A 26,573-nucleotide genomic window follows, 5' to 3' on the forward strand; every position below is an offset into this window, starting at 1 on the left:
CGAGGGCGACGGCGCGGCGGTTCACCGCCCGACAGTCGCTGCGTCAGGTCGTCTGCGCGGACAGCAGCGCCTGCGGTGACGGCATCCGAGGTACCCCGAAGGATGAGGTCCCGCCGAAGTCGGCCTCCTGGTGCGACGACATCGCCTGCTTGAGCAGGTTGGCCTGGCGCGCGGAGTCGCCGCCATGGGCCCGGTCCGACGCCGCATCCTCCGCACCGTGCGTGCTGTCCCCGTCCTGAGCTTGAGCGTCAGGTGCATCGGGGACGGACGGCTCGTCCGTCTCCGGAGTCGCGACCTCGAACAGGATGTCGGCTTGGACAAATCCCAGCGACCGGGATTCCTCCAGTGAACGCCGCAAGTCGTTCAACGAGTTCTGAAGCTCGGTGTCCCGATAGGAACGGCCCTCCGGCGAGCCCAGTTCGATGCGCTGCCCTGTCGCGACGGCGCGCAGTGCCTGAAGGTGGAGATAGGACGTGTCCAGCACCACACCGGCGCCCGAGGACGCACGCAGCCTGATGTGCTCGGAACGGACCGCATCGAGGAGACGCTTGAGACCTTGGAGGACGACGTAATCCGGTGCCGCCATGGTGGGGGCCTGTTCCCCATCATCCGGACGGACGAGCCGAGCATGGCGACCGATGAACGCCGGCATCCAGTCGTCGGCGTCGACCACTTGGGCCTGGCCATGATGCAGCAGGCCCAGCCCTCGGGCGAGGCCGAGCGCATTGGCCAATGCCCGCCAGTTCCCGCTTGCCGCCCAGCCCATGGCACCCGCGAGCGCAGTGACGGCGGTGGCGTCCGAAGACCACTCCGGGCCCTGCGTTTCCGAGAGCCACTCGAGAAACCTTGCCGCATAAGCGCGTGCGATCTCATCATCGAAGTTGAGAAGACCCCTCAACCTCCTTGCGTCGCTCATCTGGATCATCGGTGCGGTTCCTTTCAGTCCGCCCCGGACGAGTCCGAGCGCATCCATCCCGAGATGCCGCAACAGCCTGCCCAAGCGCGAGCCAAGCTCGGTTTCCAGCAGGCTGAAGGGCGGATTGACGAGGACGTCCTGCAAGACGACCTCCGGCGACAGATCGCCGAAGAAGCCGTGCAACTGAACCGCACGGTCGACCTGCTCTGCCGTCTGGATGCCGCCGTCATGCAGCGCCTGCGCGTCGTCCTCGCCATAGCCCGCGGCCACCAGACGATGGAACGGGTGGCCGAGCAGACCTTCGCGCCAGGCGGCTTCCAGAGGCTGCTTCGACGAGACATGCAAGGTCTTGCCTCCCACGTCCTGCGACGTCCAGTCGTCTTCCCGACCGACAGGCGGCCTCGACGAAACGATCGCGACATCCAGGATGCCGTCGCGCCTGGCCTGCTCCAGGAAGGGGAGCGCGGCCTCGATCAGGCGCCGGTCCAACCGATCCTCGGGCGAGCCGGTCGCGGGCACTTGCAGACGCAGCGGCTGCCTGCCGACGGCTGCGCGCAATGCCGCCAGATGCAGGGGGTGCGGGCCGAGGGCCTGCTCCAGTTGCTCAGGCATCTGCAGGGTCGGCTCGGGCGTGTCGCTGGCGACCAGCGCAACCGGCAGTGCGCCGAAGTGCTTGCGCAGCAGGATCGCACGCGTCACGCGCGCCTCCGTCCGGACATTCAGGTCGTACAGTTTCCGCGCATCCTCCGCGTCGAATCCGCCATCCATCAGCACCGGGATCGCCTGACTGACCTTGCCTGAGCGCCAGGCTGCTTCCAGAGCTCCCTCCGGTGACAGGTACCAGGTCTTGCCGTCCACCACCTGGGTCGTCCACGGACGGAGCAGATCGACGACGGGCATCGGCGAGGCGATCGCGACGTCGAGGAGATCGAGCTCTCCCGCCTTCTGTAGCGCGGGCAGCCTCGCCTCGATCAGGGCCATGAACGCCTGCTCCCGCGGCGACTCCCCCGGCGGCACATGCAGCCGGAGCTGCTGTCCGCCGACGGCGGCGCGGAGCACGGCCAGGTCCAGATATTTCGGTCGGAGGGCTTCAGCCACGTCCGCCTCGTGATGCCCCATCCTCCGAAGCTCGTAGTCCAACGTATGGAGAAGTCGCTCGTAGGTGAAGAGGACGATGTAAAGCGGCGCATCGAAGGTGACCGTCTGCGCACCGTCTTCCGGCGGAGCCAGCGATGCGAAGCCGCGCAGCGCCTGCGGGTCCCAGGCGGAAGAGTCGCCCACCGTCGACTGACCGGCAACGCGCAGTCCGCTCTTGGCGGCAAGCTCGATGGCGTCCTGCAACGCCCGGTTCATGCCGCCCGCCGCCTGGATCAGACGCAGCGCGATCGTGATGTTCGCGGAGGCGTGGACACCCTGGGGATTGGAATCCTGGGCCTCATGCAGCCACGTGCGCACCTTCGACACCAAGGATCGAAGCATGCTCATCTCGATCAACGGATGGCCGTTGTCCGGCAGGAGTCCGTCGATCAGACCGGTGCGCTGGGCTGGCGCGAGACCGTGACGGACGGCCGCGGAGCTGGCCTGCGGGCGGCGCCTCCACCAGGGTAACGAGCTCAGGTAATGCGCAAGCTTGAGTTGTCCGTCGTCGAAGGGTTGCTGCTCCAGCACGTTCTCGGCGACGAGCTTCCAGGACAGGCCGTCGAAGAGCTTGCGCAAGTCGATCGCACGGGTCACCTGTTCCAGCGTCTGGACGCCGCGCTCGAACAATGCCTTCGCCTCTTCCCCGGTGAAGCCGCCGGCCAGCAGGCGCGGGACGGGCTGGCCGGCCTGAGCCTCGCGGTGCTCGGCGACGAGGTCGACACCCGGCGAGAGGTGCAAGGCCTTCCCGTTCGGCCCCAGCGGCGCCCAAGGCGCCGCCTCGCCCACCGGAGGCATCGACGAAACGAACACCACATCGAGCAGGCCATGGTCCAAGGCAATCTGCAGCCGAGGCAGGGCGTCCTCGATCACGGAACGGAGGGCCGCCTCCTGCTGCGACGTCCCTGGCCGCACCCGCAGGTGGAGCGTCCGATCGAAGGCTGCGGCCTCCAGCGCGGTCAGGTGGAGATACCACGGCGCGGTGACGCGCATGGCCTTCGCCTCTTCGTGGCGCGCCAGAAGCCTGTCGCGCAGCCTGTCCACAAGATGTCTGGCAAACACGGGGCCGAAGGGAATGATCGCCGGATCGGCGGTCGCGTCCTGGTCGCCCTCCTGTTCGTCCACCTGCGCGGACGGATCGCGCCTGGCGTTCAGTGCCGCCTGGATCTGCGCCACGAATTGACGGTGTTCATCGTCCTCGACCGAGCCGGGGTCGAAGAACGGCAACTGGGCATTGAGCCGATCGATGTGCCGACCGGCGGCGCGGAGGCGGACCACTTCGAGCAGCGTCTCGGAAGACCGCAGACGCTGATCGCTCCAGTGGGACCTCAGCTCGTTCAATATCCTGATCTCCTCCTCACCCAGCGAATCATGACCTTGCACGTCGTCCATGAGGACAGCCAGCGGGAGCGGGCCGAAGTGGCGCCGCAGGTCGATCGCCCGCTTGATCTGCGCCTCCTCACGCAAGCCAAGCAGGAACAAGGACCGGATCTCCTCGTCGCCGAATCCGGCGCCTTGCAGCGCATTGACGGCGGGACGCGGGCTCGCGCCGGCTTCGACGGTGGTGAAGGTGACCTCGCTGAACCAGGCTTCCTTCGGGAATGCGCCGCTGACGCCAGTGAGGCGGTAATGGCGGTAGGGAATGCCTTTCGTGTCGATCAGTCCGAACTCGTTCCTGCCGTGTTCCACGCCGCGAATGGTCCACGGCATGGAGACGTCCATCCACGCGCCGTCCTTGCGCCTCGCCTCCACCTTCCACTCGGACAGTGAATTGCGCTGGTCTTGCGAAAGCTCTGGGGACGACGATGATGAAGCGTGCGTCAGCGTCAAGCCTTTCAACGCAATGGGATGTGCAAAGTCGAACTGGATGAACTTCTCGGGATCCACCGAGACGTCCGGCTTCGGCTTGCCTTCCTTCGGCGAAGGATTCGATGTGGCCGGTCGCCACGCGACGACCTCGTCAGCCCCTTCAAAGCCGTCGACGAGGTTCTGAGGCTGGGAGCGGCCGTCCCAGGCGCCCCCGGCTTCATATTCCTCGACAGCGACAAGACCCTTCTTGTACAGGACGACCAGTTCGGGCAATGCGGGAACGATGGGTAGCGAAGGACCCGGACTGTGAGCGCCCGAGTACGTCAGCCTGCTCCGTATGGCATCCCGCACTCGAATGGCTGCGTCATGCCTGGCGATCAGCTCGTCGGGATGCTCTTTCGGCACGTCCCCGCCCTCACCGACGAGTGCGCCGGGACGGAGGTCGTACGCGACACCTTTTTGCCACGTGCTCTCGCTGTCCTTCACGCTGAAGTCGTCACCGGCATCGTTGAGCTTGAGGAAGTACTTCGACACATACCGGTAGGCGGTGATGATCGGCTCCCCGAACGCCTCCGAGGCCTCGACGCTGACCAGTCCCGAGCGGTCGGCCGACCCTTCGTAGCGTCGACGGTTCGCATTGCCCAGCGCCACGTCCTGCGGCGACACACCCGCCTCCCGCAGGCCGGACAAGGCGCCGTGGTGGACGACACCCGCCTGCAGCATGCCTGCCGTCCACTGGTCATCCATGGTGTCCGCGGCGAGCATGGCGAGTGCCAGCTCGTGCACCACGGCAGGCGGACGTCCTTTCAGTGCCAGGACCGTCGCGAGCAATGGCAGCGCGAAAGGGGTCGACGGCTTCTCGCCATCCAGCATGCGGATGAAGTCGTCCAGCGCCTCGAGCGCGTCGTCCCCCCGCTGGTTCTGGAAGCGGGCGATGGCCCAGGACTCAAAAGCCTCGAATTGCGCCATGGAGAGTTCGCGACGCAGGATCCGCTCGTCGTACGCCCAGGGCGCACGGCGTGAAGCGAGCTGCCTGAGCATCGGCGCCTGGCGATCGGACGGCGTCAGATCGCTCGCCATGTAGTCGTCGATGAAGGCTGCGGGCAGTGACCACGTCCCCTCATCGATCAAGACGGTCAGCAGCGCATGCAATCGCCGCAATTCGTCCGTGGTGCTGCTGCGGATCTGCGTGGCGACGGGCTCCGGCATTCCCCGCGCCTTCAGATAGGCCACGACGTCGGCCTGCGGATGGCGGCGGGATCCGTCGGCACGGATCGCGGCGGCAATGTCCGCGACGCCTTTGGAAACGGCGTCGAGCTGCGTCTCGGAGGCGCGGAGATGGGAGACCTCCAGGCCGGCCAGCGTCGACACCTGCCAGACCGCGGGATCGCGGTGGTAGTCCATCAGCAGGACCGTCGCCGGGTGGTCGCCGGTGCTGCGGCCCTCCTCGCTCGCTCCGTGCCTGCGCCATTCGACGGACTGATGCATCCACACCTTTCGCGGTGCCGCCGAGAGGTCCCAGCGCTCTTTCGGGTCGAACAGGACCAGATGCGCGCCGGGCGCCGTGGCCAGCACGTCCCCTTCCGTGCCGGCAGCCAGATGCACCATGAACCCGCCCTGCATGACAGGCAGCGCATAGCGCCTGCCAGCCACCTCCAGCGAGAGGTGGCGCGCGCGCGGCGAGGTCGCGTGGTTGCGGACGGTGACCTTGCCACCGGCCACGTGGATCTCGAGATCTCCGTCCGAACGTGAGAAGCGGATGCCCTCCAGGAATTCGCGTGCGCCGATGTCCTCGATCAACAGGACGTCCTGCGCCGGATCCATCGCGGCGTTGTCGATGACGAGCGATTGCCCGGCGCGGATCCGGTAGGTGTCCGCACCACCGCCGCCCCGCAGGACGGTGTCGTCCGGGAATTGCCGGGCATCGATCCTGTCTTCCTTTTCCGTGCCGTGGCCCGGGATCGAGGCCGGAGCGGGCATCCCGGACGCGGGGCCAGGCTGCAAGCCCTTGTCACCCACGCTGGCGGCCTTGAGCGAGGCACGGACGCGAACCGGCCCGTCGGCCGGTTGGCCGGGTTCCGGCAGGACCAGGGCGACGGGCGCATGGCTCTTGTCCTTCGCCCACACCATGATGCCGACCGCGCTCGCTGGCGCGGCGACGTTCCGCTGCCCCGACAGCCGCAAGCGCAACGGGGCGAAGCCGGTCTTGGCGTCGGCCGGCGGCGTCTCGACGATGAGCAGGTCGTCACCTTCCGCGCACAGGCGAAGGTGCTCGACGGGAACGTCGAGGGAAAGGTCCATCGGCATCCCCGTCATCGGCATCACGCGGACGTCGCCCCCCCCGGAAGAAAGTTGGAAACGGTTGTACGCCCCGTCGCCGGAGAGCGTCCTTCGGGAGTCGGGAAGCTCCGTGTTGATCACGAGGTGCTTGTCGAGCTCCGTCAACGGAACGGCCTTGTCCCCGATCATCCCGGGATTGATCAGGGAGACGACCGTCCCGACCGCATCGACGAACACCACCGCCGGCGCGGAGACGCCGCGCGACGGCTCGAGCCCGTCGAAGTAGCGCTTCAGCGTCAGCGACTCCGCGCCGATGAGCACGACCAGATCCTGTCCGTCGCGGCGCAAGGACAGCGCTTCGTGCAGCACGTCGATCTTGAGCAGCAGGCTGGAGGTGGCGTCGCCACCCACGTCGACGCTCGCGCCGCTGACCCCGCGCGTCCACACGGCCGCGTCATTGGACGTGACGAAGATCCGGTTGTCGTTGCGGATCAGATAGGTGTTGCGTCCCCCCAGCCCTCGGATCTCCCCGTCCTCGGACGAGATGTCGAAGCGTTCGTCCTTCTCCGAGCCGAAGACTTCGGCCTTCTTCGCATTCCGGATGTTGATCCGATGAACCCCGACGACCCTGCTCGGCTGAAAGACATTGTTGTGGTCGAAATGCACGCGGAAGCCGGGATCCGATCCCGCGGGCTCGAACGGAAACCCTGGGGACAGAGGCGGATGGGCGGCCGCTCGCTTGTGGGCGAAGGGCGTGAACTCGATCGTCAGATTGGACTGTCCGGCGTCGATTCGAACCTCGTCGTCACCGCCGCCGCCGAAGATGTCGACTGCGGTCTTCCCATCGATCTGGTAGATCTCGTCCCCCGGACCGCCGTGGACAGATCCATCCCTCACGCCCTCGAGTTCGAACAGTTGGCGGGATCGCTCGTTCCGCGTGTCGATGTTGTACATCTGACGGTGGTAGCGGGGGTAGCTTCTCAACGAGAGCCACGCGGTTCCAGGCTGAAGATCCGCACGCTGGCGATCGCGGACGATCCTGAGCACATCCAGTGCCGACGTGCGCGTCGGCTGCAGCACGTAGCTGTAGTGATCATCTTCCGTGCGGTCCGCAGTCTCATTCCTGAAGGTCGCTGGCCTGGCGCCTGCCTGGATCTTCGGGACGACGAAGCGGTCGTAACCCTGCTTGGACAGCTGTTCGACCCGGAACTCCAGGAGCTCCTGCTGCTGAGCCTCGATCGACCGTTCCAGGCTGACCGCATTCAACCAGGCGCTCTTTTCCTTCTCGGCGCGCATGGTGACTTCGGTCGAGAATCCGAAGGCCTTCGCGAAGAAGGCCAGCGCGATGTCACCGTCGCTGGTCGATGCGCGGAGATGCTGGCCGAACTCGTCGAACCAGAGGACCGCCTGCGTCAGCGCGTTGGCAACGAACATGGCCAACGCCAATGGCGCCGCCACGCTGCCCATGATGCTCGACGCCACGCCGAGCGCGGTGCCGGAGACGGCCGCGGCGCCGCCCGCCACGAAGGTCGCGGTGCCGATCACCGCGCCTGTCACCGCCATGGCGGCCGAGACGGACGTCATGACGGTGTTGGCGATGAGGCTCTTGCCGGCGTGGCTGTCCCACGCCTGACCGCCTGCGATGAAGTCCTGCCATTGCAGCACGCACGACGCCACGCCCAGACCGGCCATCGCGACATTGGCGACGCCGCCCGCGAGCCCGGCGCTGATCCCGCGGAGCACGCCGGAGCGCGCGACCGGACCCAGCGTGCTCATCGCGCGGCCCGCCATCATCGCGAGCGGGGAGATGACGATGCTCAGGCTCTGCGTGACGCTCAACCCCTTCGTGGTCGGGCTCATCTGATCCCAGTTCGCCAGGATCTGTGAGATGCCCAGGATGGTGTCCATGAAGTCGACCGCGCCGTCCAGCTTGTCGGAGAACGCTGCGACGGATTGACTGCTGGCCGAGGGCCGCTCACGCGCTGCCGTCATGAAGCGCCGGACGCCGTCCGGCGCCGAGTCGACCAGCAGGCGATAGGCCTTGTCGGGAAGCTTGTGCAACGCCCGATCCGCATAGGCGAGCTTCACCAGTTCCCTGCTGTCCATGAACGCCTGAATCCGCCCTGCATCCAGCCGCAGTCCGCTGCCATCGGCCGTCACCACGCCGATCTCCTGGAGACTGGCGAGCGAGTTGCTCCTGTTCAGGCCCTGCATCTTGTTGAAATCGATGCCGTCGTCGTTGCCGGCTCGTCGGCCGATCTCCCTCGCGACTTTCTCGATGGGCGTGTCCGCCGCGTGAGAGCCCCTCGGCGGCGCCATGCCCGCCACGTCGTCGATGCGCTGACCGGTCCTTGCCAGCCAGTCGTCGAAGCCCGCGCGCGTCTCCGGCGACAGGTCCCGCAGGATGTCGCCGAGCAGGCTGGTGGGGGCGGCGTCGTCGCCGCGCGCTGCCTTGAGCAGCTCGGCATCGTTCGAGAAGATCCCATCGGCGTCGGGGGCGGTTGCCGCCGTCAGCCGGTCCGCGATCTCACGGGCCGTCGGCGAGGGCTCGTCGATGAACGCCGATCCTGCGCCGGACTGGTTCTCCCGCGCGCCGATCCATTCGCCCATGGCGCGCAGCCGGTCGGCGATCTCGGCGTCGGGCCGGTCGGTCAGCAGCGTCACCCATTGCTCGAAGAGGTCGGCATCGATCTTGAGGCGAGCCACGGGATCGCCCGGCAGATCGGCGATCGCGCGCAGCAGATCTCGCGTCAAAGGCTCTCCGTCGATCTGCGCTCCCAGCGTGGCCAGGAAGTCCATCGGCACCTCGATGCCGTCCACGTGCAGCGAGCGTCCGGCAAGTCCGTCCGCCACCGATTCCCGCGTCCGCGCGTGCCGGTCGTCCAGATGCTCGGCGAGGCGGTTCCACGCCGAGTCCTCATCGTCGGCCTCGGCCCCGGCCCCCGGCCCGCCGTCCGGATACTTGTCGATCCGCTCGATCCGGCCCGTGTCGGGATCCCTCCTGAACATCCACGTCACGCCGCGCGCATGGTTCGTGGCCGCGGCCCCCGGATACCTGACAGTCCTGCGGGACGGCTCCTTCCCTTCGAGCTCGAGCTTGCGGGTCAGCACTTCGCCATACGCCACCATGGTCGCGTCCTTGCGAAGGATGCCCTTGTCGATGGCGGCCGCCATGAAGGCGTCGGCGAAGCTGTCCGCCAGCACCGGCGTCTCGATCGCGCAAGAGACGAGCGTGAGCTTGCCTGCCCTCGACGTCAGCCCGATGTCCTCGATCACCGAGGCCACCCGATCCGCCAGCGCCGTGGCGCCGTAGCCCGACAACTGCTGCGTCCGCGTGGCGTGATCGTGGCTGCCGTGGCCGCTGATCTCGATCTTGACGGGCAGGGCGGCGCCAGCCCGCTCCAGGAGGTCCTTCCCGTACCGGATCACGTGATGGCCGGCCCGATCCACCTGGATCCACACCGTCTCGTCGGGATGGCTGCGGAGGGTCCGATGCGCGCCCTTCCACATGACGAGGTCGTCCTCCATCTGCAGGTGGACGAGCAACCTGGCCCCTTCGCCGGCGGCGCGCATGTCCGGCAGCGCGCCGTCATCGGCGGGGCGCCACGACGTGGCCGGCTCCAATGCCCTGATCGGCAACTCCCGTGGGTCCAGAATTCCGTGAAGCTCCTGCAGCGCCGGGACGTCCCAGCGCCACTGCCCCTCCTTGCGTTCGGCGAGCACGGACCGCCCCGCCGTCACCCGGTCCTCATGGATCGTCAGTTCGCCGGGCACGCCATTGCGCACCAGGCCAGGCGAGTGGCCGAACTCGGCGACGATGAACTCATCGAGCATCCGCAGGTCGGCGTCCTGCAGCCGTCGGCTTTCCGGGCCGCTCCCGGCATCGGACGGCCTGAACCTCAGCAGCGAGTCGGCCTGCGGGCCGTCCTTCATCCCGGGCCAGACGATCCGTATCGTCCCCGCCGCCCGGTCGAGCGTCTGTGTCGCCTGGGGCATGAACCGGGCCAGACGCGCCAACGGGGTCGCCTCGTCCACCCCGACATCGATCGGGGTCTGCAGCGAGGCCATCCTCGCCTGCCGTTGTGGCAGCAGGCTGGCCAGCAGATCGCCGCGATGGACCCGGCTGCCATCAGGATACGAGGTCCATCCCACGCCCGGGGCCGGGGCGTCGCTCAGATAGATCGGCGTCTGCAGCAGATGGCTGCGGGCCAGTTGCATCGCCGTGCCGTGCACGACGTCCAGAACGTCCAGTGCCGCGTGGTCATTCGCGTCGTCCGACAGGGACATCCGGATCACGGCGTCCGCATCGACGACGAACGGGCGTTCGCTCAGCATGACCTCCAGGAGCGCCAGGGTCTGCCGCGCATAGGACCGCCCGACGGGATCGGGCCGGGTCTCGAGGGGGAGCCTGTCCATGGCGCTCACCGCGCTTTGCAAACCGAAGAGCAGGGCCGCGTCATGAAGCGGGACGTCCATCGACGGGTCGAAGCGCTGGAGCAACTGCGACGGCATCCGCGCCCGTTCGACCAGACCCGTCGGGAGGCCGCTCCAGGACAGCTCCGCAACATCCCGGCCAAGGGGATCGCCGATGTCGGACAGCTGGATGTAGGCCGCGCGGAGCTTCTCTGGATCCCGCTGCCAGACGCCGTCGGCGATCAAGCTCGCCACAGGGGGCAAGGCGCCGACCGGGATGTCGTCGTCCAGTTGGGAGAACAGCGCTGCCAGATTGGCCCGCGTGTTCTCGACCACGGCGTTGGGAGCGCCGGCCGTCAGTGTCATGAGGCCGCCCCTGGCTTGAGTCGATGTCAGCGTGGAGAACAGCTCGGAGAGCCTGCCGGCCGCGCCCGGTCGAAGATCCCGGACCTCGGACGGCTCGACGGTCTGGATGGCGGCCAGTCCGTAGGAATCGCCCTCCCCGGCGGGGTACTTGTCGGTCCGGACGATCTTGCCCGTGCCGGGGTTCTTCTTGAAGACCCAGGTCACGTCGGGCGCACGGGTCGTCTCGTCCGCGCCCGGATACCGTCGCGTGAACCGGGACCGCGCCTCTTCGCCCGCCTCCAGGTGCATCTTCAAGTGCTCGCTGTACGAGACCAGTGCGGCGTCCTGGCGGATCACGCCCTGGCGGATCGCATGATCCAGGAACTCGGCGCCGAAGCTGTGCTGGACCGACGGCGTCTCGAGCGCGCAGGAGACCAGCGTGACCTGTTCGGCCCGGCCCTTCAGCTGGAGCTGGTCGAGCACCTGGGCGACCCTGTCCACCAGCGTCGTGGAGAGATACCCCGACAAGGCCTGCGACCGTGTCGCCAGGTCATGTCGTCCATGGCCTGTGATCTCGATCTTGACGGGGAGATCGGCGGCGGACTGCCGCAGCAGGCGCTCTCCCCACCGGATCACGTGGTTGCCGGCGCTGTCCACCTGGATCCAGACCATCTCATCCCGATGGCGGACGATGCTCCGACGCGCATAACGGAGCGTGACCGGATCGTCCTCCATCTGCAGCAGCACGCGGAGCTTCGAAGCGCCTCCGCGGGGAAGTCCTTCCTTCGGCCAGCGCAGGCCGTGGAGATCGAAGTCCCACGACGACACCGGCTTCGATCGATCCGCCGAGCCTCCGCCGTGCCCCACGGCCGACCAATGTTGGCGGAGCGCTTCATGGACCGGCACCCACCCGCCGTCCTTCCGACCGGCAAGCGTGGCGCGGCCGGCGGTCAGCGCGACCCCGTCGAACCTCAAGTCGCCGGGCACGGCGTTCAACGACGACACGGACGAGTCGAAGAACGCGCCGACGAGGAACTCGTCGACGGCACGGATCTCGGCCTCCTGAACGCGCTGGCTGTGCGAGCCGGGCATGGCATCGGCCGCCGCGAACCGCAGCACCGAATCGGCCTGCGGTCCCTCCGGGGTCTTGGGCCAGACGATCGTGATCGTGCCCGCTCCCCGGTCAAGCTGCTGCTTCGCGTCCGGCATGAACGCGAACAGGCGGGACAGCGGATGAACCTCGTCGAAGTCGGCGCGGCCGTTGGTCCGCGCCCGCGTGATCTGCGCTCGACGCCCCGCCAGCAGATCCGGCAGGAGATCACCGTGATGGACGCGACTGCCGTCCTCATGGCGCACCCATCCGGCGTCGGATGGCTCCCGCGCGAAATCCGTCAGATAGACCGGCGCCGGCATGACGCCCTTGCGGGCGAGCTTCATCGACGTGCCGTGCACGATCTCGAGGACGCGCAGTCGCGCGCGATCACCGGCCTCTCCGGACGCGGCCAGGGCATCCAGGTGATCCGCATCGACCGTGAACGGCCGTCCACTCAGCGTGGCCTGCAGCAAGGCCAAGGTCTGTCGCCCCAGCTGAAGACGGACCGGATCGTTCGCGGTCCCGGCGGCCCCCCCGTCCAACGCGCGCACGCCGGCGTCCACGCTTTCCATGAACGCGAATTCATCGATTGGGAGTGCCAGGGTCCTGGGGGAGCGCGACAGCAGCGCCGACGGCATGCGCCCTCGATCGACGACACCCATCGGGCGATCGTCGACCTGCCAGTGACGAGGCGCCTGCGGGAAAGGGTCGTACGCACGGGAGAGCGCGACAAACCCGTCGTGCATCAGGTCCGGGTCCTGTCGCCAGAGGCCGTCGGCGATCAACCGCGCGGCGCGCGGCAGGAGGTCAGCGTCCGCCTGCGGCTGCTCGGCGCCCAGGTCCCCCAGGCGGCGCAGGATCGCCGTCGCGATCGCATCGGGCGTCTCGCCGAGGAGCACGGCCTGGAATCCCTCCATCGCGTCGATCGGCACCTTCTTCAACGTGCCCTTCAGCGTCGAGAACAGCTCGAACAGCTTGCCGGCCTGACCGGCCTGGGGAATCCCGCGTGCTCGCTCCGGGGCGACGCCGACGTCATCGGCACCATCGAACGACAGGGCCGATCGCCGATGTTCCGGTGAAAGATCATCGACCTCTCCCCGCCCCAGCCCCAGCGCCAAGGCTTGGACCGGCATCGCCGGATACTTGTCCCGGACCGTGATTTCTCCGGTCTCCGCATGCCGCTGATAGATCAGCGTCACATCGGGCGCGCGATGGCGTCTCTCCGCGCCCCTGAACGGCGACGAGGTGCGCCGCCAGTGTCTCTCGGGGACGTACATCAAGTGCCTGTAGGCGGTCACGGACGCCGAGGGGGTCACCAGCCCGTCGCCGTAGGCACTGCGAAGAAACGGCTCGGCAAAGCCGGTGTCGGCTGCCAGGGACTCCAGAGCGCATGAAAACAGGACGACATGATCCGCCGGCCGGTGTATCCCGTACCCGCGCAAGGTGTCCGTGGCCAGTCGCGACAACTCCGTCGGTCCGTGGTTGCCCACGGTGATGGTTCCACCGTCGTTCCACACCCGGAATCCGTGACCGGCGATCATCAGCTTGATGGACGTTTCGGGTCCGACCAGCTGCGCGAGCGCCTCGCCGTGAACGATGCGCGACTCCCCGGAGGGGCCTCGCTGAATCCAGATCGTGAAGGCGGGCGCCTTGTCGGCCAGCGCGTTGCCCAATGCCTGGCTGGCGTCGTCCGCCTGGACCTGAAGGACGATGCGCAACTCGTCCAGGATCCCTGCCGTTCGCGTGACACCCAGCGACTTGCCGGGCAACGACCATTCGGACAGCGCAGGTTCCTCCGTGATCCAGTACGTGCCGAAGGAGGAGATGGCTTCCCGGACTGCCGCTCGATCGAGGCGCCAGCCCTCAGGGGCATGCTCGGCCAGTGTCAGGCGCCCGGCCCTGATGCGTCCGGCCTCCATGACAAGGTGGTCGGGCAGGTTCCAGGTACCGTCGAAGTGAGCGACGGCGAACGCCTCCATCGAACGGAGCGTCTCGTCCTGGCGCCTTCGCGCAGCCTCTCCGTCCTCCGGTTGCCAGGGCTCGAACCGGATGGTCTTGGTATACGGTGCGCGCGCGTCGGTCAGTTCGAGCGTGAGCGTCCCCTTGCCGCGATCCAGGATCTGATCTGCTTCGGAAGAGCGCATCGCAAAGATCTTCCAGGGCTCGCGCTCGTCGATGACCGGTGACTCACGCCGGACCGGCTGGCCAGCGGGTCCGGCGGCACTGGACACCACCGCGCCATCCTTCCAGGACATGATCGCCGGCGGCGCCAACGCGCCCTGCCCGGCTGCCCATTGCACGTCTGGAAAGACCTTCCAGAACGCCTCCAGACGCGCCTGATCACGGGGTGCCGAGGAGCCGGTCAGCGCCTCGATGGTCTCCGCGTTGACCCTGAGCGTTTGTCCGGCCATGGCGGCTCGGAGGACCTCCTCGATCAGGTGGGACAGCTGCCCCCGCACGCCGGGTCCGGCAGCATCGGCCGGAAACTCTCCCGACGATGCCAAGTCACGGATCCGTTCGTTCACGGCCTGCACAGCCTGGAGGAAGAAGGCGGTGACGCTCGACAGCTTCGCACTCTTCGGTTTGTGCGATGAGAACGCGTATTTGACGGATTCAGGATCCACCTTGGCACTCACGTCGGTGCCGCTCAACATCTCATCGGGCAGCAGGTTGACGTACTGTTCGGACGTCGTGCCGATGGCGTACGTCTCCGGATGACTCTTCCCGACGATCTGCCGGATGACGTCGTACGCCCGATAGAGTTGTTCAGGATCAGCTTCCCAGAGCCCTCGCGCGAGCGCCGAAGAAGCCTCTTCCAGCAGCCGCGCATGCGAAGGCCCCGAGCGGGTCACGTCCCGCTTCGGTCCGAGGATCTGCCGGGCTGCCTCCACAAGCTCCGGTGGGCAGAGGGGGATCGTGGTGGACGACGCCTCGGTCGCCCACGACGCCTTCCATCGCTGCGTCAACAGGAGCAAAGCCCCTTCCGCCTCGATGCCGGACGGCCCGTTGTCGTACGGGTTGGTCCGGTGCATGAAGCGCGCCCCGGTATCAGGCAGCCCGTCCCAGTCGTCCTTGAGGACCGGGAGCCGGCGCGCCCCCTCGTCGGCGGCGCCGTCCGTCCGATCGATCGGCGGCATCGACGGTCCGCCGATCGGTGCAACGTCGGGGGGGAACTTGTCGCGCCGGGTGACCTGCCGCGTGGCCGGATCGAACTCGTACACGAAGGTCCCTTCAGGGGCGTGCGTCTCGTACGGCCCGCCGATGTAGGACTGCAATTCGCGCGATCCGCCCGTCGCCACCCGGAGCGCGTGGGCATAGGCGGTCAGCGTCGTGACGCCGGGGCTGAGCAGGCGCTCGCCGTGCGCCGCACGGAGGAACTCGCTGCCGTAATCATGCGGGAGGACCGGGGTGGCAAGGACGCAGGTGTCGAGGGTGATCTGGTCGACCAGCCCGGTGGGCAGTCGCAGCTCCCAGAGTGCCTTGCGCACCCGTTGAGCCAGGGCCCTGGGCGAGTAACCGGAGAGCGCGGCCTGCGCCCCGCGCCCCTGCCGGCCGGCGTGACCGACGATCTCCAGCTTGACGGTGCCGTCCTTCGCCAGACGGCCGAGGAGTTCCTCGCCGGACACGACCCGCACACCGTGGGAGCGATTGAGCTGGACGTGGACGGACTCCCCCGGGTGCTTCGCCATCAAGGCCGCGGCGGTGCCCTGCATATCGACCTCCCTGGGCCCGTCCGGCTCCAGCTGCAGGATGAGGCGCAGACGGGGCACGGCTGGGTCTTGAGAGGCACGCCTCGGGGCCACGCGCGACTGCATGTCTGCAAAGGACCCGACGACATCGTGCGAGGCCAGCACGGTGAGGGCCTGGTTGATGGCGGCGGCATCGGCGGACCAGCGTCCCCCTGTCCGGGTGGCGACGACCAGTTTTCCCGCCAGGATCCTGTCTCCGTCCAGTTGCATCTCCGGAGGGAAGACGACCGACGGATCGACGATGTCCGGCGTGAAATGCGCTCGCACGAAGTCGTCGAGCAGCCGGATCTGACGATTCTGATTCGCGCGCGCTTCGGCGGAGGCCTTGTCGGGCAGAGGATCGAATCGCACGATCGACTTGAACGCGCCGATGCCCCCCGTGGCGCCACGTTCAACGACGATGCGCCCCTTGGCGCGATCGAGCCTCTGCGACACGGTCCCCTGATCGGCCCAGAACGCGCGCAGGGGTGCCTTCGGATCGACCGGCGCATCCGGTCTCATCGGCAGCGGCGGCGGCAACGGTGCCGACAACGCGTCCAGGAGGTCCGCGTCGGTGAACATCAGTCGGCTGTCAGGCAGTTCGCGCCACTCCGGGCGGTTGAAGTCGGAGACGAAGCGCGGGGTCTTCGACAGGCCGCGCTTGGCCAGCCGTTGCAGCATCGGGTAGACCGACCGCAGCGCATCGAGCCGGGACCGGTCCGCGTCCGCCGTCGAGGCGGCCATGGCCGTGACAGCGCCAGCGTCGATCATGAACGGCTCGCGCAGGACGGCCGCCCTGAACACCTGCTCCATCACGCGCGCCGACGCCAGCCGCGCGCCGTCGATGCCCGGGGCGGTCGCCACGACCTCCAGCGCGTCGGACATGGCAACGAGCCATGCGGCCTTGTCCCGTCTCACCGCCCGTCCGACCTGCAGTGCCGCTCGACCGCGAAGCTCGAGTTCAGGTTCCGCCGCAAACCATCCCGGAGCGTCGCTTCGCAGCATCACGCGATCCCTGAACTTGCCGCGCGTCATCTTGAACGCCGACTCGACCTTCCGGTAAGCGTCGTACAGCTTGCGTGGATCCACGTCGCGCAGCGCCTCGACGAGTGTTTCGCCCGCCTGGCGGAGCTGCGCTTCCATCTGCACCACGATCGACGGGTCCGACTTCGATCTCGACGTCATGTCGGCCATGGCGGACCGCGTCGCGATCTCCGGCGAAGCCTCCGGCTTCACCTCCGAATCGAGGGTCAGGACATTCCAGAGCGCGGCGACCGAGCGGTCGACGGCCGTCGATTCGAGGCCGCCGCCGCTCGCAAACGTCGGAAGCACCCGCTCCAGATCCTGCGAGAGCAGGTCGAGCAGACCCTGGTTCGCCCGGGCTTCGAGCCGATGCGGCTCCGTGCCCGCCGCGCGGATCAACGCTTCCGTCTTGCGGCCGAGGTGGCGTCGCATCGGTGGCGTCCACGCCGTCGCGCCTTCCTGCTGGGGAACGGGAGACGGCGCGTCGAGAGCAGCAGCGGACGGAGCGGAGGTGTGCGTTTGGGAAGTCATGAAAGCTGTCGCAGGAAATCTGAACAGCGCCTCAGTGACAACCTCCGTCCCGCGGTTGTCGTGTTCGCCGACGGTTCCCGACGGCGAACCCGGGCATCCGACAACCGGACCTCAGACCGGGCCGCAGACCGGACCACGCATGCGGCCGAACTCGCCGAAAGAGCGCGCCTGCAGGTCAGCGGCGCGCCGTTCGAGCCGGACCGCAAGCCGGGCCTCAGACCGGCCCACTACACTGCCGCCCGATGCTCAACCGCATTTCCTTCCGCCAGATGCTGCTGATCGGCTTCCTGTCGATCGCCGGCCTGCTCGCCGCCGCGTCGCTGGGCGGCCTGCTGACGCTCGAGCGGCTGACCGTGCAGAGCCGCGAAGCCGTCGTGCGCGCCGCGCGCATGAGCAGCGAGGTGCAGCAGCTCGGCGACCGCGGCGTCAGCATGGAACGCGCCGCGCGGCAGTACGCCGTCCTGGAGGACCACGTGCTGCGCCAGCGCTTCGAGGAGGACGCCGACGACGCCGAGCGGCTGCTCGGCCTGCTGCGCGCGCAAGGCCTGACCCCCGCGCCGCTGGACGCCTGGAAGACCAAGCTCGACGAGATCCGCGCGCTGATGGACACGCCCCGCGGCGCCAATCCGCGCAAGCGCGAGACCGACCTGATGACGCGCTTCCGCGAGCTCGGCGGCCAGACCGGCGGCCTCGCCGAGGACGTCCGCAAGCACGCCGAGACCAGCAACCGCGTGCTGCAGGACAAGCTCGAGAACGGCCGCGTGCTGCTCGGCCAGCAGGTGCTGGGCGCGATCGGCGTCGCGGCGCTGCTGTCGCTGGTGTTCGGGATCTTCCTGACCCGTCCGCTGCGCCACCTCGCCCGCGCCATCAAGGGCCTGGGCGAGAACCGCCTGGACGACCGCATCGAGATCCGCGGCCCCGCCGACCTGCGCGTGATCGGCCAGCGCCTGGACTGGCTGCGGCTGCGGCTGGCGGAACTCGATGCCGACAAGGCGCGTTTCCTGCGGCACGTCTCGCACGAGCTCAAGACCCCGCTGGCCGCGCTGCGCGAAGGCACGGCGCTGCTGGAGGACGAGGTCGCCGGACCGCTCAACGACAAGCAGAAGGAAGTGACCCGCATCCTGCGCGACAACACCGCCGTGCTGCAGCGCCAGATCGAGGACCTGCTGCGCTTCAACGCCGCCGCCTTCGAGGCGCGCGACCTCAAGCCGCAGCGCACCGAGCTCATGTCCCTGATCCAGGGCACGATCGACCACCAGCGGCTGCAATGGCAGGCACGCGGATTGCACATCGCGCTCAACGGCGGACCGCTCGAGGCGGATGTCGACCCGGCCAAGATCGCGGCCGCCGTCGGCAACCTCCTCTCCAATGCGATACGCTTCGCCCCGCCCGGCGGCCGCGTCGACATCGACCTCGCGCGCCAGGGCGGCCAGCTCACCATCGACCTGCGGGACGACGGACCGGGCGTCGCGCCGGCGGACCAGGCCCGGATCTTCGAGCCCTTCTACCGCGGCGAACGCCAGCCCGACGACGCCCTGAAGGGCACGGGCATCGGCCTGTCCATCGTCACCGAATACATCGCCGCCCACGGTGGTCACATCGACCTGCTGCCCGCCGACCAGGGCGCCCATTTCAGAATCACGCTGCCATGCGCCCACACGCCCCGGTTCCTGAAGTCCACCAACGCCTGACGGCCCGCCCCGCGCCGGCCGGCCCGCGCGGGTGCGCGCCCGTCGCCGTCCGCCTTGCCGCCTGCTTCGCCGTGGGCCTGTCGACGATCGTGGCCGCCGGCTGCGCGCAGCAGCCGCCCCGGACCATCGTCAAGGAAGTGCGCGTGCAGGTGCCGGTGCAGGTGCCCGTCGTCGCGCCCACGGACAACGCGGCGCGCATCGTGCTCAACCTCAACGACCGGCTGCGCCAGATGAGCCCGCTCGAACTCGCGCAGGAAGTCGCCCCGCGCGACGACGGCGCGCTGCCGCCCGGCAACGCCGTGCAGCTCGCGCTCGCGCTGATGTTCAGCCACGCCAACGGCGAGACCTTCCGCGCCCAGACGCTGCTCGACCAGGTCCTGCGCGACGCGCGCCCGGAGGCCGACGAATGGCGCCCCATGGCGCAGTTCCTCGTCGACCGCGTCGCCGAGCAGCGCCGCATGGAAGGCGAGCTCGACAAGACCCGCCTGGCCCGCGACGACCTGCAGCGCCGCCTTGATGAGGCGAACCGCAAGCTCGAGGCGCTGAAGGCGATCGAGCGCAGCCTCGGCGGGCCGCGCTCGGCGTTGGACAAGCCATGAGCGCCGCGCAGGGTCGTTCCGAGGGGCTCACATGAGCGGTGGTGCACGCCTGCTGATCGTCGACGACGACGCCGACCTGCTCAAGCTGCTGTCGATGCGGCTGGAGGCCGCCGGTTACGACGTCACCGCCGTCGGCAGCGCCGAGGCCGCGCTCGCGCAACTGGACGTGCAGCGGCCCGCGCTGGTGCTCAGCGACGTGCAACTGCCCGGCATGGACGGCCTGGCGCTGTTCAACACGATCCGCGAGCGCCACCCCGCACTGCCCGTCATCCTGCTGACCGCGCACGGCACGATCCCCGACGCCGTCGCCGCGACCGCGCAGGGCGTCTACACCTACCTGACCAAGCCCTTCGACGGCCGCGCGCTGCTCGACACCATCGCGCAAGCCCTGACCCTCACCGCCGTCCACCAGGACGACAGCCCCGACCAGGCCTGGCGCGAGTCCATCGTCAGCCGCTCCAACGTGATGGCCGAGGTGCTGGCCGAGGCCCGCCTGGTCTCGGCCTCGCAGGCGCCGATATTGATCCGAGGCGAGAGCGGCAGCGGCAAGGAACTGCTCGCCCGCGCGATCCACGCGGCCAGCCCGCGCGCGAAGCGGCCCTTCGTCGCCGTCAACTGCGGCGCGATCCCGGAGCCGCTGCTGGAGTCCGAGCTCTTCGGCCACGTGAAGGGCGCCTTCACCGGCGCGCTCGCGAACCACCGCGGCCTGTTCCAGGCCGCCGACGGCGGCACGCTGCTGCTCGACGAGATCGGCGACATGCCGCTGCCGCTGCAGGTCAAGCTGCTGCGCGTGCTGCAGGAACACCAGGTGCGACCGGTCGGCGCCAGCGCCTCGGTGCCGATCGACGTGCGCATCCTGTCCGCGACCCACCGCGACCTCGAGGCCGCGCTGGCCGAGGGCCAGTTCCGCGAGGACCTCTACTACCGCCTCAACGTCGTCAGCCTGACGCTGCCCACGCTGGACGAGCGCCGCGAGGACATCCCGCTGCTGGCGCAGCACTTCCTGCAGAAGCTCGCCGCGAAGTACGACAAGCGCGTCAACGGCTTCGCCCCCGACGCGCTGAAGGCGCTGACGATGGCCACCTGGCCGGGCAACGTGCGCCAGCTCCACAACGTCGTGGAACAGGTCAGCGCGCTGGCCACGTCGCCGCTGATCCCGCTCTCGCTGGTGCAGCGCGCGCTGCGCCTGCCCAGCATTGAAGTACTTCCTTACGCCGAGGCGCGACAGCGCTTCGAACGCGAGTACCTGGTGGGCCTGCTCAAGCTCACCGACGGCAATGTCGCCGATGCTGCGCGGCTTGCCGACCGCAACCGGACCGAGTTCTACCGCTTGCTGCAGCGCAACGGACTGGAGCCGTCGATGTTCCGCGCCGACGGGCCTGTCGCCGATTAGCGACAAGAAAATCCCTTTCAAATCAACGACTTGGAAGAAGAGGCGGCAATCCCGTCGCCTCACGGCGACAGAAATTCCCGTGTGCGGCACCGCACCAACGACGCAAGTCGTTGATTCATAACGGAAATCCCATGTGGCACAGGCCTTGCACTAGGTCAGTCACATGAGAAATATTCACTCCCCCTCCTCTCGGGTCCTCATCCAGGCGGCCAGTGCCCGCCTCCAGGCCGACCAGCGTCGGTGGATGGGGTCGGTTCTCGGGCTCGCGGTCGGCGCGGCGCTGCTGGCGGCCTCCGTCGCGGCGCACGCCTTCGGCTTCGACGAGGTGGCCGAGCGCGCCAAGGCGCTCGCCGCCAAGCCCTACGTCGCGCCGCCGGATTCGCTGCCGGTCGAGTTGAAGAACCTCAACTACGACCAGATGCGCGACATCCGCTTCAAGCCGGCGCGCGCGCTGTGGCGCGAGGAGAAGCTGCCCTTCGAGCTGATGTTCTTCCACCTGGGCCACTACCAGACCCAGGCCGTGCGCATCAACGAGATCGTCGGCGGCCAGGCAAGACCTGTCCCCTTCAAGCGCGAGGACTTCGACTACGGCAAGAACAGCCAGCTGTCGCCGCAGAAGTGGGGCGACGTCGGTTACGCAGGCTTCCGCGCGCATTACGCGCTCAACAACGACAAGTACAAGGACGAGCTGGCCGTCTTCCTGGGCGCGAGCTACTTCCGCGTGCTCGGCGCCAACCAGCATTACGGCCTGTCGGCGCGCGGCCTGGCCATCGACACCGTCGGCGGCAAGGGCGAGGAATTCCCGCGCTTCAGCGAGTTCTGGATCGAGCGCCCCACGGCCGACGCGAAGTCGCTGACCGTGCATGCGCTGATGGACTCGCAGCGCGCCAGCGGCGCCTACACCTTCGTGATCAAGCCGGGCGCCGAGACGGTCGTCGAGACGCGCGCGCGGCTGTTCCTGCGCTCGCCCGTCGCGACGCTGGCGCTGGCGCCGCTGACCAGCATGTACCTGTTCGGCGAGAACCAGCCGCAGAAGGGCGACTTCCGTCCCGAGGTCCACGACAGCGACGGCCTGATGGTCGCCAGCGCGAGCGGCGAATGGATCTGGCGTCCGCTGATCAACCCGAACGGCACGCTGACGACCTCGTTCACGCTGCCGGGCTTGAAGGGCTTCGGCCTGATGCAGCGCGACCGCCGCTTCGCCAGCTACGAGGACACCGAGGCGCGCTACGAGATGCGCCCCTCCGCCTGGATCGAGCCGACCAGCGACTGGGGTCCGGGCCGCGTGGAGCTGATGTCGCTGCACACGCCCGACGAGACCCACGACAACATCGTCGCCTACTGGGTGCCGGCGAAGCAGCCGGCCCCGGGCCAGCCGCTGGACTACTCGTACCGCCTGCACCTGCAGGGCGAGCAGCAGCAACGCCCGCCCGGCGCCTGGGCCGTGCAGACGCGCACCGGCTACAGCTACGCCAAGCTGGACAAGAACGAGCAGCAGTTCATCGTCGACTTCGAAGGCCCGTCGCTCGCCGCGCTGCCCGCCGGCGCCGAGGTCAAGGCCGTCGCGAGCACGAACGGCAACGGCGAGGTCACCGAGGTCAACGCCTACCCGAACCCGGTCACCGGCGGCTGGCGCATGGCCGTCCGCATCAAGCAGCTCCGCCCCGGTCAGTCGACCGAGCTACGCGGCTTCCTCCAGACAAAGCAACAGGTCCTCACCGAGACCTGGAGCCTGATTCTTCCTCCCCAGTGAAGGAGCACGACATGACCGCATCCCTGCCCACCGGCACCCTGCATCAGGCGGCTTCCGCGCCGGGTCCCGTCGGACCGAGCGCCCCGGCGATCAAGCGCGGCGCGATGGTGCCCCGCGCCTGGGGCCAGCGCACGCCGCCGGTCGAGTCGCTGCCCGCGGCCCAGCCCCCCGAGGCCTGGGAAACCGCCGCGAAGCACCGCCGCAACGCGCTGAAGCTGTCGATCCTCGGCGCCACCGCGCTGGCGACCAGCGTGCTCTGGCGCACCCACAACGGCTGGGCCGCCGACCCCTGGGCCTTCGCGCTGCAATGCGTGCACCTGGCGCTGTTCGCGCTGCTGTTCGCCTGGGTCAGCGCCGGCTGCGTCACCGCGGTGATGGGCTTCTGGGTCATGCTGCGCGGCGACCGTCACGCCATCAGCATCAAGGACGCCGGCAACGACGCGCTCGGCGCCGACGCGCGCACCGCGCTCATCATGCCGATCTGCAACGAGGACGTGACCACCGTCTTCGCCGGCCTGCGCGCCAGCTGCGAGTCGCTCGCGGCCGCCGGCGCGCTGCGCCTGTTCGACGTCTACATCCTGTCCGACAGCAGCGACCCCGAGCGCCGCACGCAGGAGCTGGCCGCCTGGGCCGAGCTGCGCGCGCAGTTCGCCGGCCGCGGCCGCATCCATTACCGCTGGCGCCAGCGCCGGGTGAAGAAGAAGGCCGGCAACGTCGCCGACTTCTGCCGCCGCTGGGGCCGCAACTACCGCTACATGGTGGTGCTGGACGCCGACAGCGTAATGAGCGGCGACTGCCTGCTGGGCCTGGTCCGTCTGATGGAGAAGCACCCGCGCGCCGGCATCCTGCAGGCCGCCAACCAGGTCTGCGGTCACGACACGCCGCACGCCCGCGCGCAGCAGTTCGCGAGCCGCGTGACGGGTCGCCTCTTCGCCGCCGGCATGCAGTTCTGGCAGCTGGGCGAGGCCCATTACTGGGGCCACAACGCGATCATCCGCGTCGAGCCCTTCATGAAGCATTGCGCCCTGGCCCCGCTGCGCGGCAAGGACATCATGTCCCACGACTTCGTCGAGGCCGCGCTGATGCGCCGCGCCGGCTATCAGGTGTGGCTGGTGGCGGACCTGCCGGGCAGCTATGAACAACAGCCGCCGCACCTGCTGGCCGAGCTGCAGCGCGACCGCCGCTGGTGCCAGGGCAACATCCAGAACGCCGGCCTGATCGCCGAACCCGGCCTGCACGGCGTGCACCGCGCGATGCTGGTCACCGGCGCGCTGTCCTACCTGGCCGCGCCGCTGTGGCTGCTGTACGTGGGCCTGGGCGTGCTGCTCTGGAACGTCGGCGGCAGCGAGGCCTTCCAGCCCTTCCTGGAAGACGGCTCGCTGGCCCCGGGCGTGGCCGCGCTGTGGTTCGGCACGATCGGCATGCTGGTCCTGCCGCGACTGCTGTCGGTGGCCGCGCTGATCCTGCGCGGCGAGCAGTCGCAGTACGGCGGCTCGCTGAAGCTGGTGGCGTCCTGCGCCACCGAGGCCGGCATGTCGCTGCTGCAGGCGCCGCTGCGGATGGTCGCCCACTCGATCTTCTGCGTGGTCGCGCTGACGGGGATCTCGCTGGACTGGAAGTCCCCGCCGCGTGCCGCCGAGGATGTGTCCTGGCGCGAAGCGTTCGCCGCCTACGGCCGCATCAGCGCGGTGACGCTGGTCCTCACCGCACTGATCGGCGCGCTGAGCCCGTCGACGCTGATCTGGATCGCGCCGATCGCCCTGCCGCTGCTGCTGGCCGCGCCGATCACGGTGCTGTCGAGCCGCTCCCGCCTGGGCGAGCGCATGCGCCGCGCCGGCCTGCTGGTGATCCCGGAGGAAAGCCGCACGCCGACCGTGCTGCGCAACGCCTGGGCCTATGGTCGCCAGGAGCGTCATCTCCCCGGCTTCGCCGACCTGCTGGCGAGCCGCCGCCTGACCGCGTTGGCAGCCGAAGCGATGGGTCGCCGCGACGTCGGCCAGGGCACGCGCGCACAGGTCCGTGGGCATCGCATCAGCGAACTGACGGCGCAACCGGGTGCGCTCGACACGATGTCGAATGCCGATCGCATGCGCTTCCTGAGCGAGCCGGGCCACCTGCTGCGCCTGGCGCAGCCGCTGCGCCCCTCGACGTTCACCGAGGTCCGCCCGGACCTGCGACTGGCGGCCTGATCAGAGAAACGCTCCATCGGCCCGGGCACCCGTCGACGAGTCATGGCGGAGGCGCGGCGCCCGGGACCGGTGGTTGCGTTGCACGTGCGGGAGGCCAAGCGCGGGCACTCCACGGCGCAGGGGGCATCCCTCCGGGAACCCCCAGCACCATTCCGGCCCCAGCAGCGCTCGCGGTGTTCCCGTTTCGACCGCTACGTCGGATCCCGGTCGTAGGTTCTGACCTCCTCGGGCAATCGGACCCAGCCGTGCATGCGGCAGGTGTAGACCGAGTCCTGCGGGGGCGGGAACGACGGATCCGCGAAGGCGCCGACGGCGACGCCGACCGAGCCTTCGACACCCTCTTCCGTGTGGAAGACGTTGCTGCCGCAGACCGGGCAGAAGTGGAAGCGGAAACGGGCGCCCTGGTCCCCGGCGCGCACGAACTCGGTGGCGATGCCGACGACCTCGTAGGGCTCGGCGAAAGCCGCCAGCGTCGCGAAGACACTGCCCGTGCGACGCTGGCACGCCAGGCAATGGCAGAGGCCGGTTCCCAACGGCTCTCCCTGCACCACGATCTTCAATTGGCCGCAACTGCACGAAGCGGTACGTGAAGCCATGCGATCACCTCCCTGGAGACCGTCTGTGGAACGGCCATGCTAAGCGCTGCCTTAGTGTGCTGGCTACAACTCTGAGACATCGTTGCCACAACGACATGCATGGGCGTCCCCAGAGTGGGGGATGCGCGCGGGCCGGAGACTTGCCCTGGCATCGCCCCGATGCGGGGCCTACATCGCCCAGAGGCGGGGCGAGGTGCCGTCCAGGCCCCACAAGACCTGACGCCAGGCGGCCCAGCAGCGGCGCAGCAGCAGCGACACCGGCTCGACGACCGGTCCCAGCGCCCGCACCACCAGCACGCCGTCCTGCGCCGCCGTGGCGCCGGCGGTGAGGCGTAACGGATCGGCCTCGATCAGCGCGCGGACGGCGTCCAGTGCCTGCTCGCGACGTTCGCGTCCGATCGCGGTGCCGGCGGCGAACACCAGGGTGCCCAGGCAACGGTGGCCAGCCAGTCCGAGGTCTCCGTCCATCAGCAAGGCATCGTCCGCATCGAGCAGACCGCGTTCGAGCCAGACGCCCGGGATCTCCAGATGCTGCTGGAAACGTCCTGACGCATACGGCTGCCCCGCGCCGGGCAGGCCGAGCGCGGTGATGTCCCACGCGAACATTTCCGCCGTCGGCGCGAGCGTGAAGCGGGCCTCGTTGAGCGCCTCGCAGCCGGGATAGGCGATCGCCTCGAGCGGCAGCCATTCGAGCCGCGCGTGATCGCCCAGCTGCGCCTGCACGCGCTGCGTCGCGAGCGCGCCCGACGGGCTGCGATAGAAACGCGTCGCGCCCGGCGTGGTCACCAGCGCGTGCGCGCCCTCCCCCACCGTCACGGCGATGTCCAAGGTATCCCCGCCGACCAGGCCGCTGGGCGGATGCACCAGCACGCTGTGGCAGATCCCGTCGCCTTCCGGATAAAGGCTCTTCAGCAGGCGCAGCGGCCCCTCATGGTCATGGCTGACGACGCAGCGGCCGCGCTCGACGCGGTAGTCGGCGCGCAGGCGGGCCAGCCACTGCTTGGCGGCCGGATCGTTGGAGGAGGCGGAAGCGGGGGAAGGCGAGGACTCGGGAGGCGCGGTCATGGGCGCGGATGT

General features: G+C 68.9%; 8 protein-coding genes. 5 read left to right on the forward strand and 3 right to left on the reverse strand.

Annotation, left to right across the window (positions count from 1 at the left end; genetic code table 11):
• Positions 1–43: 43 nt before the first annotated feature.
• Positions 44–17,176, reverse strand: coding sequence for a C80 family cysteine peptidase (locus AC07PR_RS14630; protein ID WP_495135715.1), 17,133 nt, complete (start codon positions 17,174–17,176; stop codon positions 44–46).
• 341 nt (positions 17,177–17,517) lie between these two features.
• On the opposite strand from AC07PR_RS14630, the gene AC07PR_RS14635 reads away from it, so the two are divergent.
• The 5 genes from AC07PR_RS14635 to mdoH all read left to right on the forward strand — a co-directional run bounded on the left by AC07PR_RS14635 (position 17,518) and on the right by mdoH (position 24,900).
• Positions 17,518–18,966, forward strand: a complete 1,449-nt coding sequence (locus tag AC07PR_RS14635; protein WP_495135716.1) for a HAMP domain-containing sensor histidine kinase — start codon at positions 17,518–17,520, stop codon at positions 18,964–18,966.
• Complete coding sequence (locus AC07PR_RS14640) at positions 18,924–19,565, forward strand: hypothetical protein (protein ID WP_377156981.1); 642 nt, start codon at positions 18,924–18,926, stop codon at positions 19,563–19,565. The genes AC07PR_RS14635 and AC07PR_RS14640 overlap by 43 nt, the downstream gene beginning before the upstream one ends.
• 31 nt (positions 19,566–19,596) lie before the next feature.
• Positions 19,597–20,958 carry a sigma 54-interacting transcriptional regulator gene (locus AC07PR_RS14645; RefSeq protein ID WP_377156983.1) on the forward strand — a complete coding sequence of 454 codons (1,362 nt, stop codon included), beginning with the start codon at positions 19,597–19,599 and terminating at the stop codon, positions 20,956–20,958.
• A gap of 244 nt (positions 20,959–21,202) precedes the next feature.
• Positions 21,203–22,711 (forward strand): glucan biosynthesis protein G, encoded by a 1,509-nt coding sequence (locus tag AC07PR_RS14650; protein ID WP_495135717.1) that lies wholly within the window; start codon positions 21,203–21,205, stop codon positions 22,709–22,711.
• A gap of 11 nt (positions 22,712–22,722) precedes the next feature.
• Positions 22,723–24,900 carry a glucans biosynthesis glucosyltransferase MdoH gene (gene mdoH / locus AC07PR_RS14655; RefSeq protein ID WP_377156987.1) on the forward strand — a complete coding sequence of 726 codons (2,178 nt, stop codon included), beginning with the start codon at positions 22,723–22,725 and terminating at the stop codon, positions 24,898–24,900.
• Positions 24,901–25,091: 191 nt separating this feature from the next.
• Here the strand turns inward: mdoH and AC07PR_RS14660 are convergent, their stop codons facing one another.
• Entirely contained in the window at positions 25,092–25,496 is a 405-nt protein-coding gene (locus AC07PR_RS14660) for a GFA family protein (RefSeq protein WP_377156989.1), read from the reverse strand.
• Positions 25,497–25,664: 168 nt separating this feature from the next.
• The gene (locus AC07PR_RS14665; RefSeq protein ID WP_377156991.1) at positions 25,665–26,561 is read right to left on the reverse strand and encodes an urease accessory protein UreD; all 897 of its coding nucleotides are present in this window, start codon (positions 26,559–26,561) and stop codon (positions 25,665–25,667) included.
• Positions 26,562–26,573 lie beyond the last annotated feature (12 nt).

This window comes from Roseateles sp. GW821-FHT09H11 (assembly GCF_059415845.1).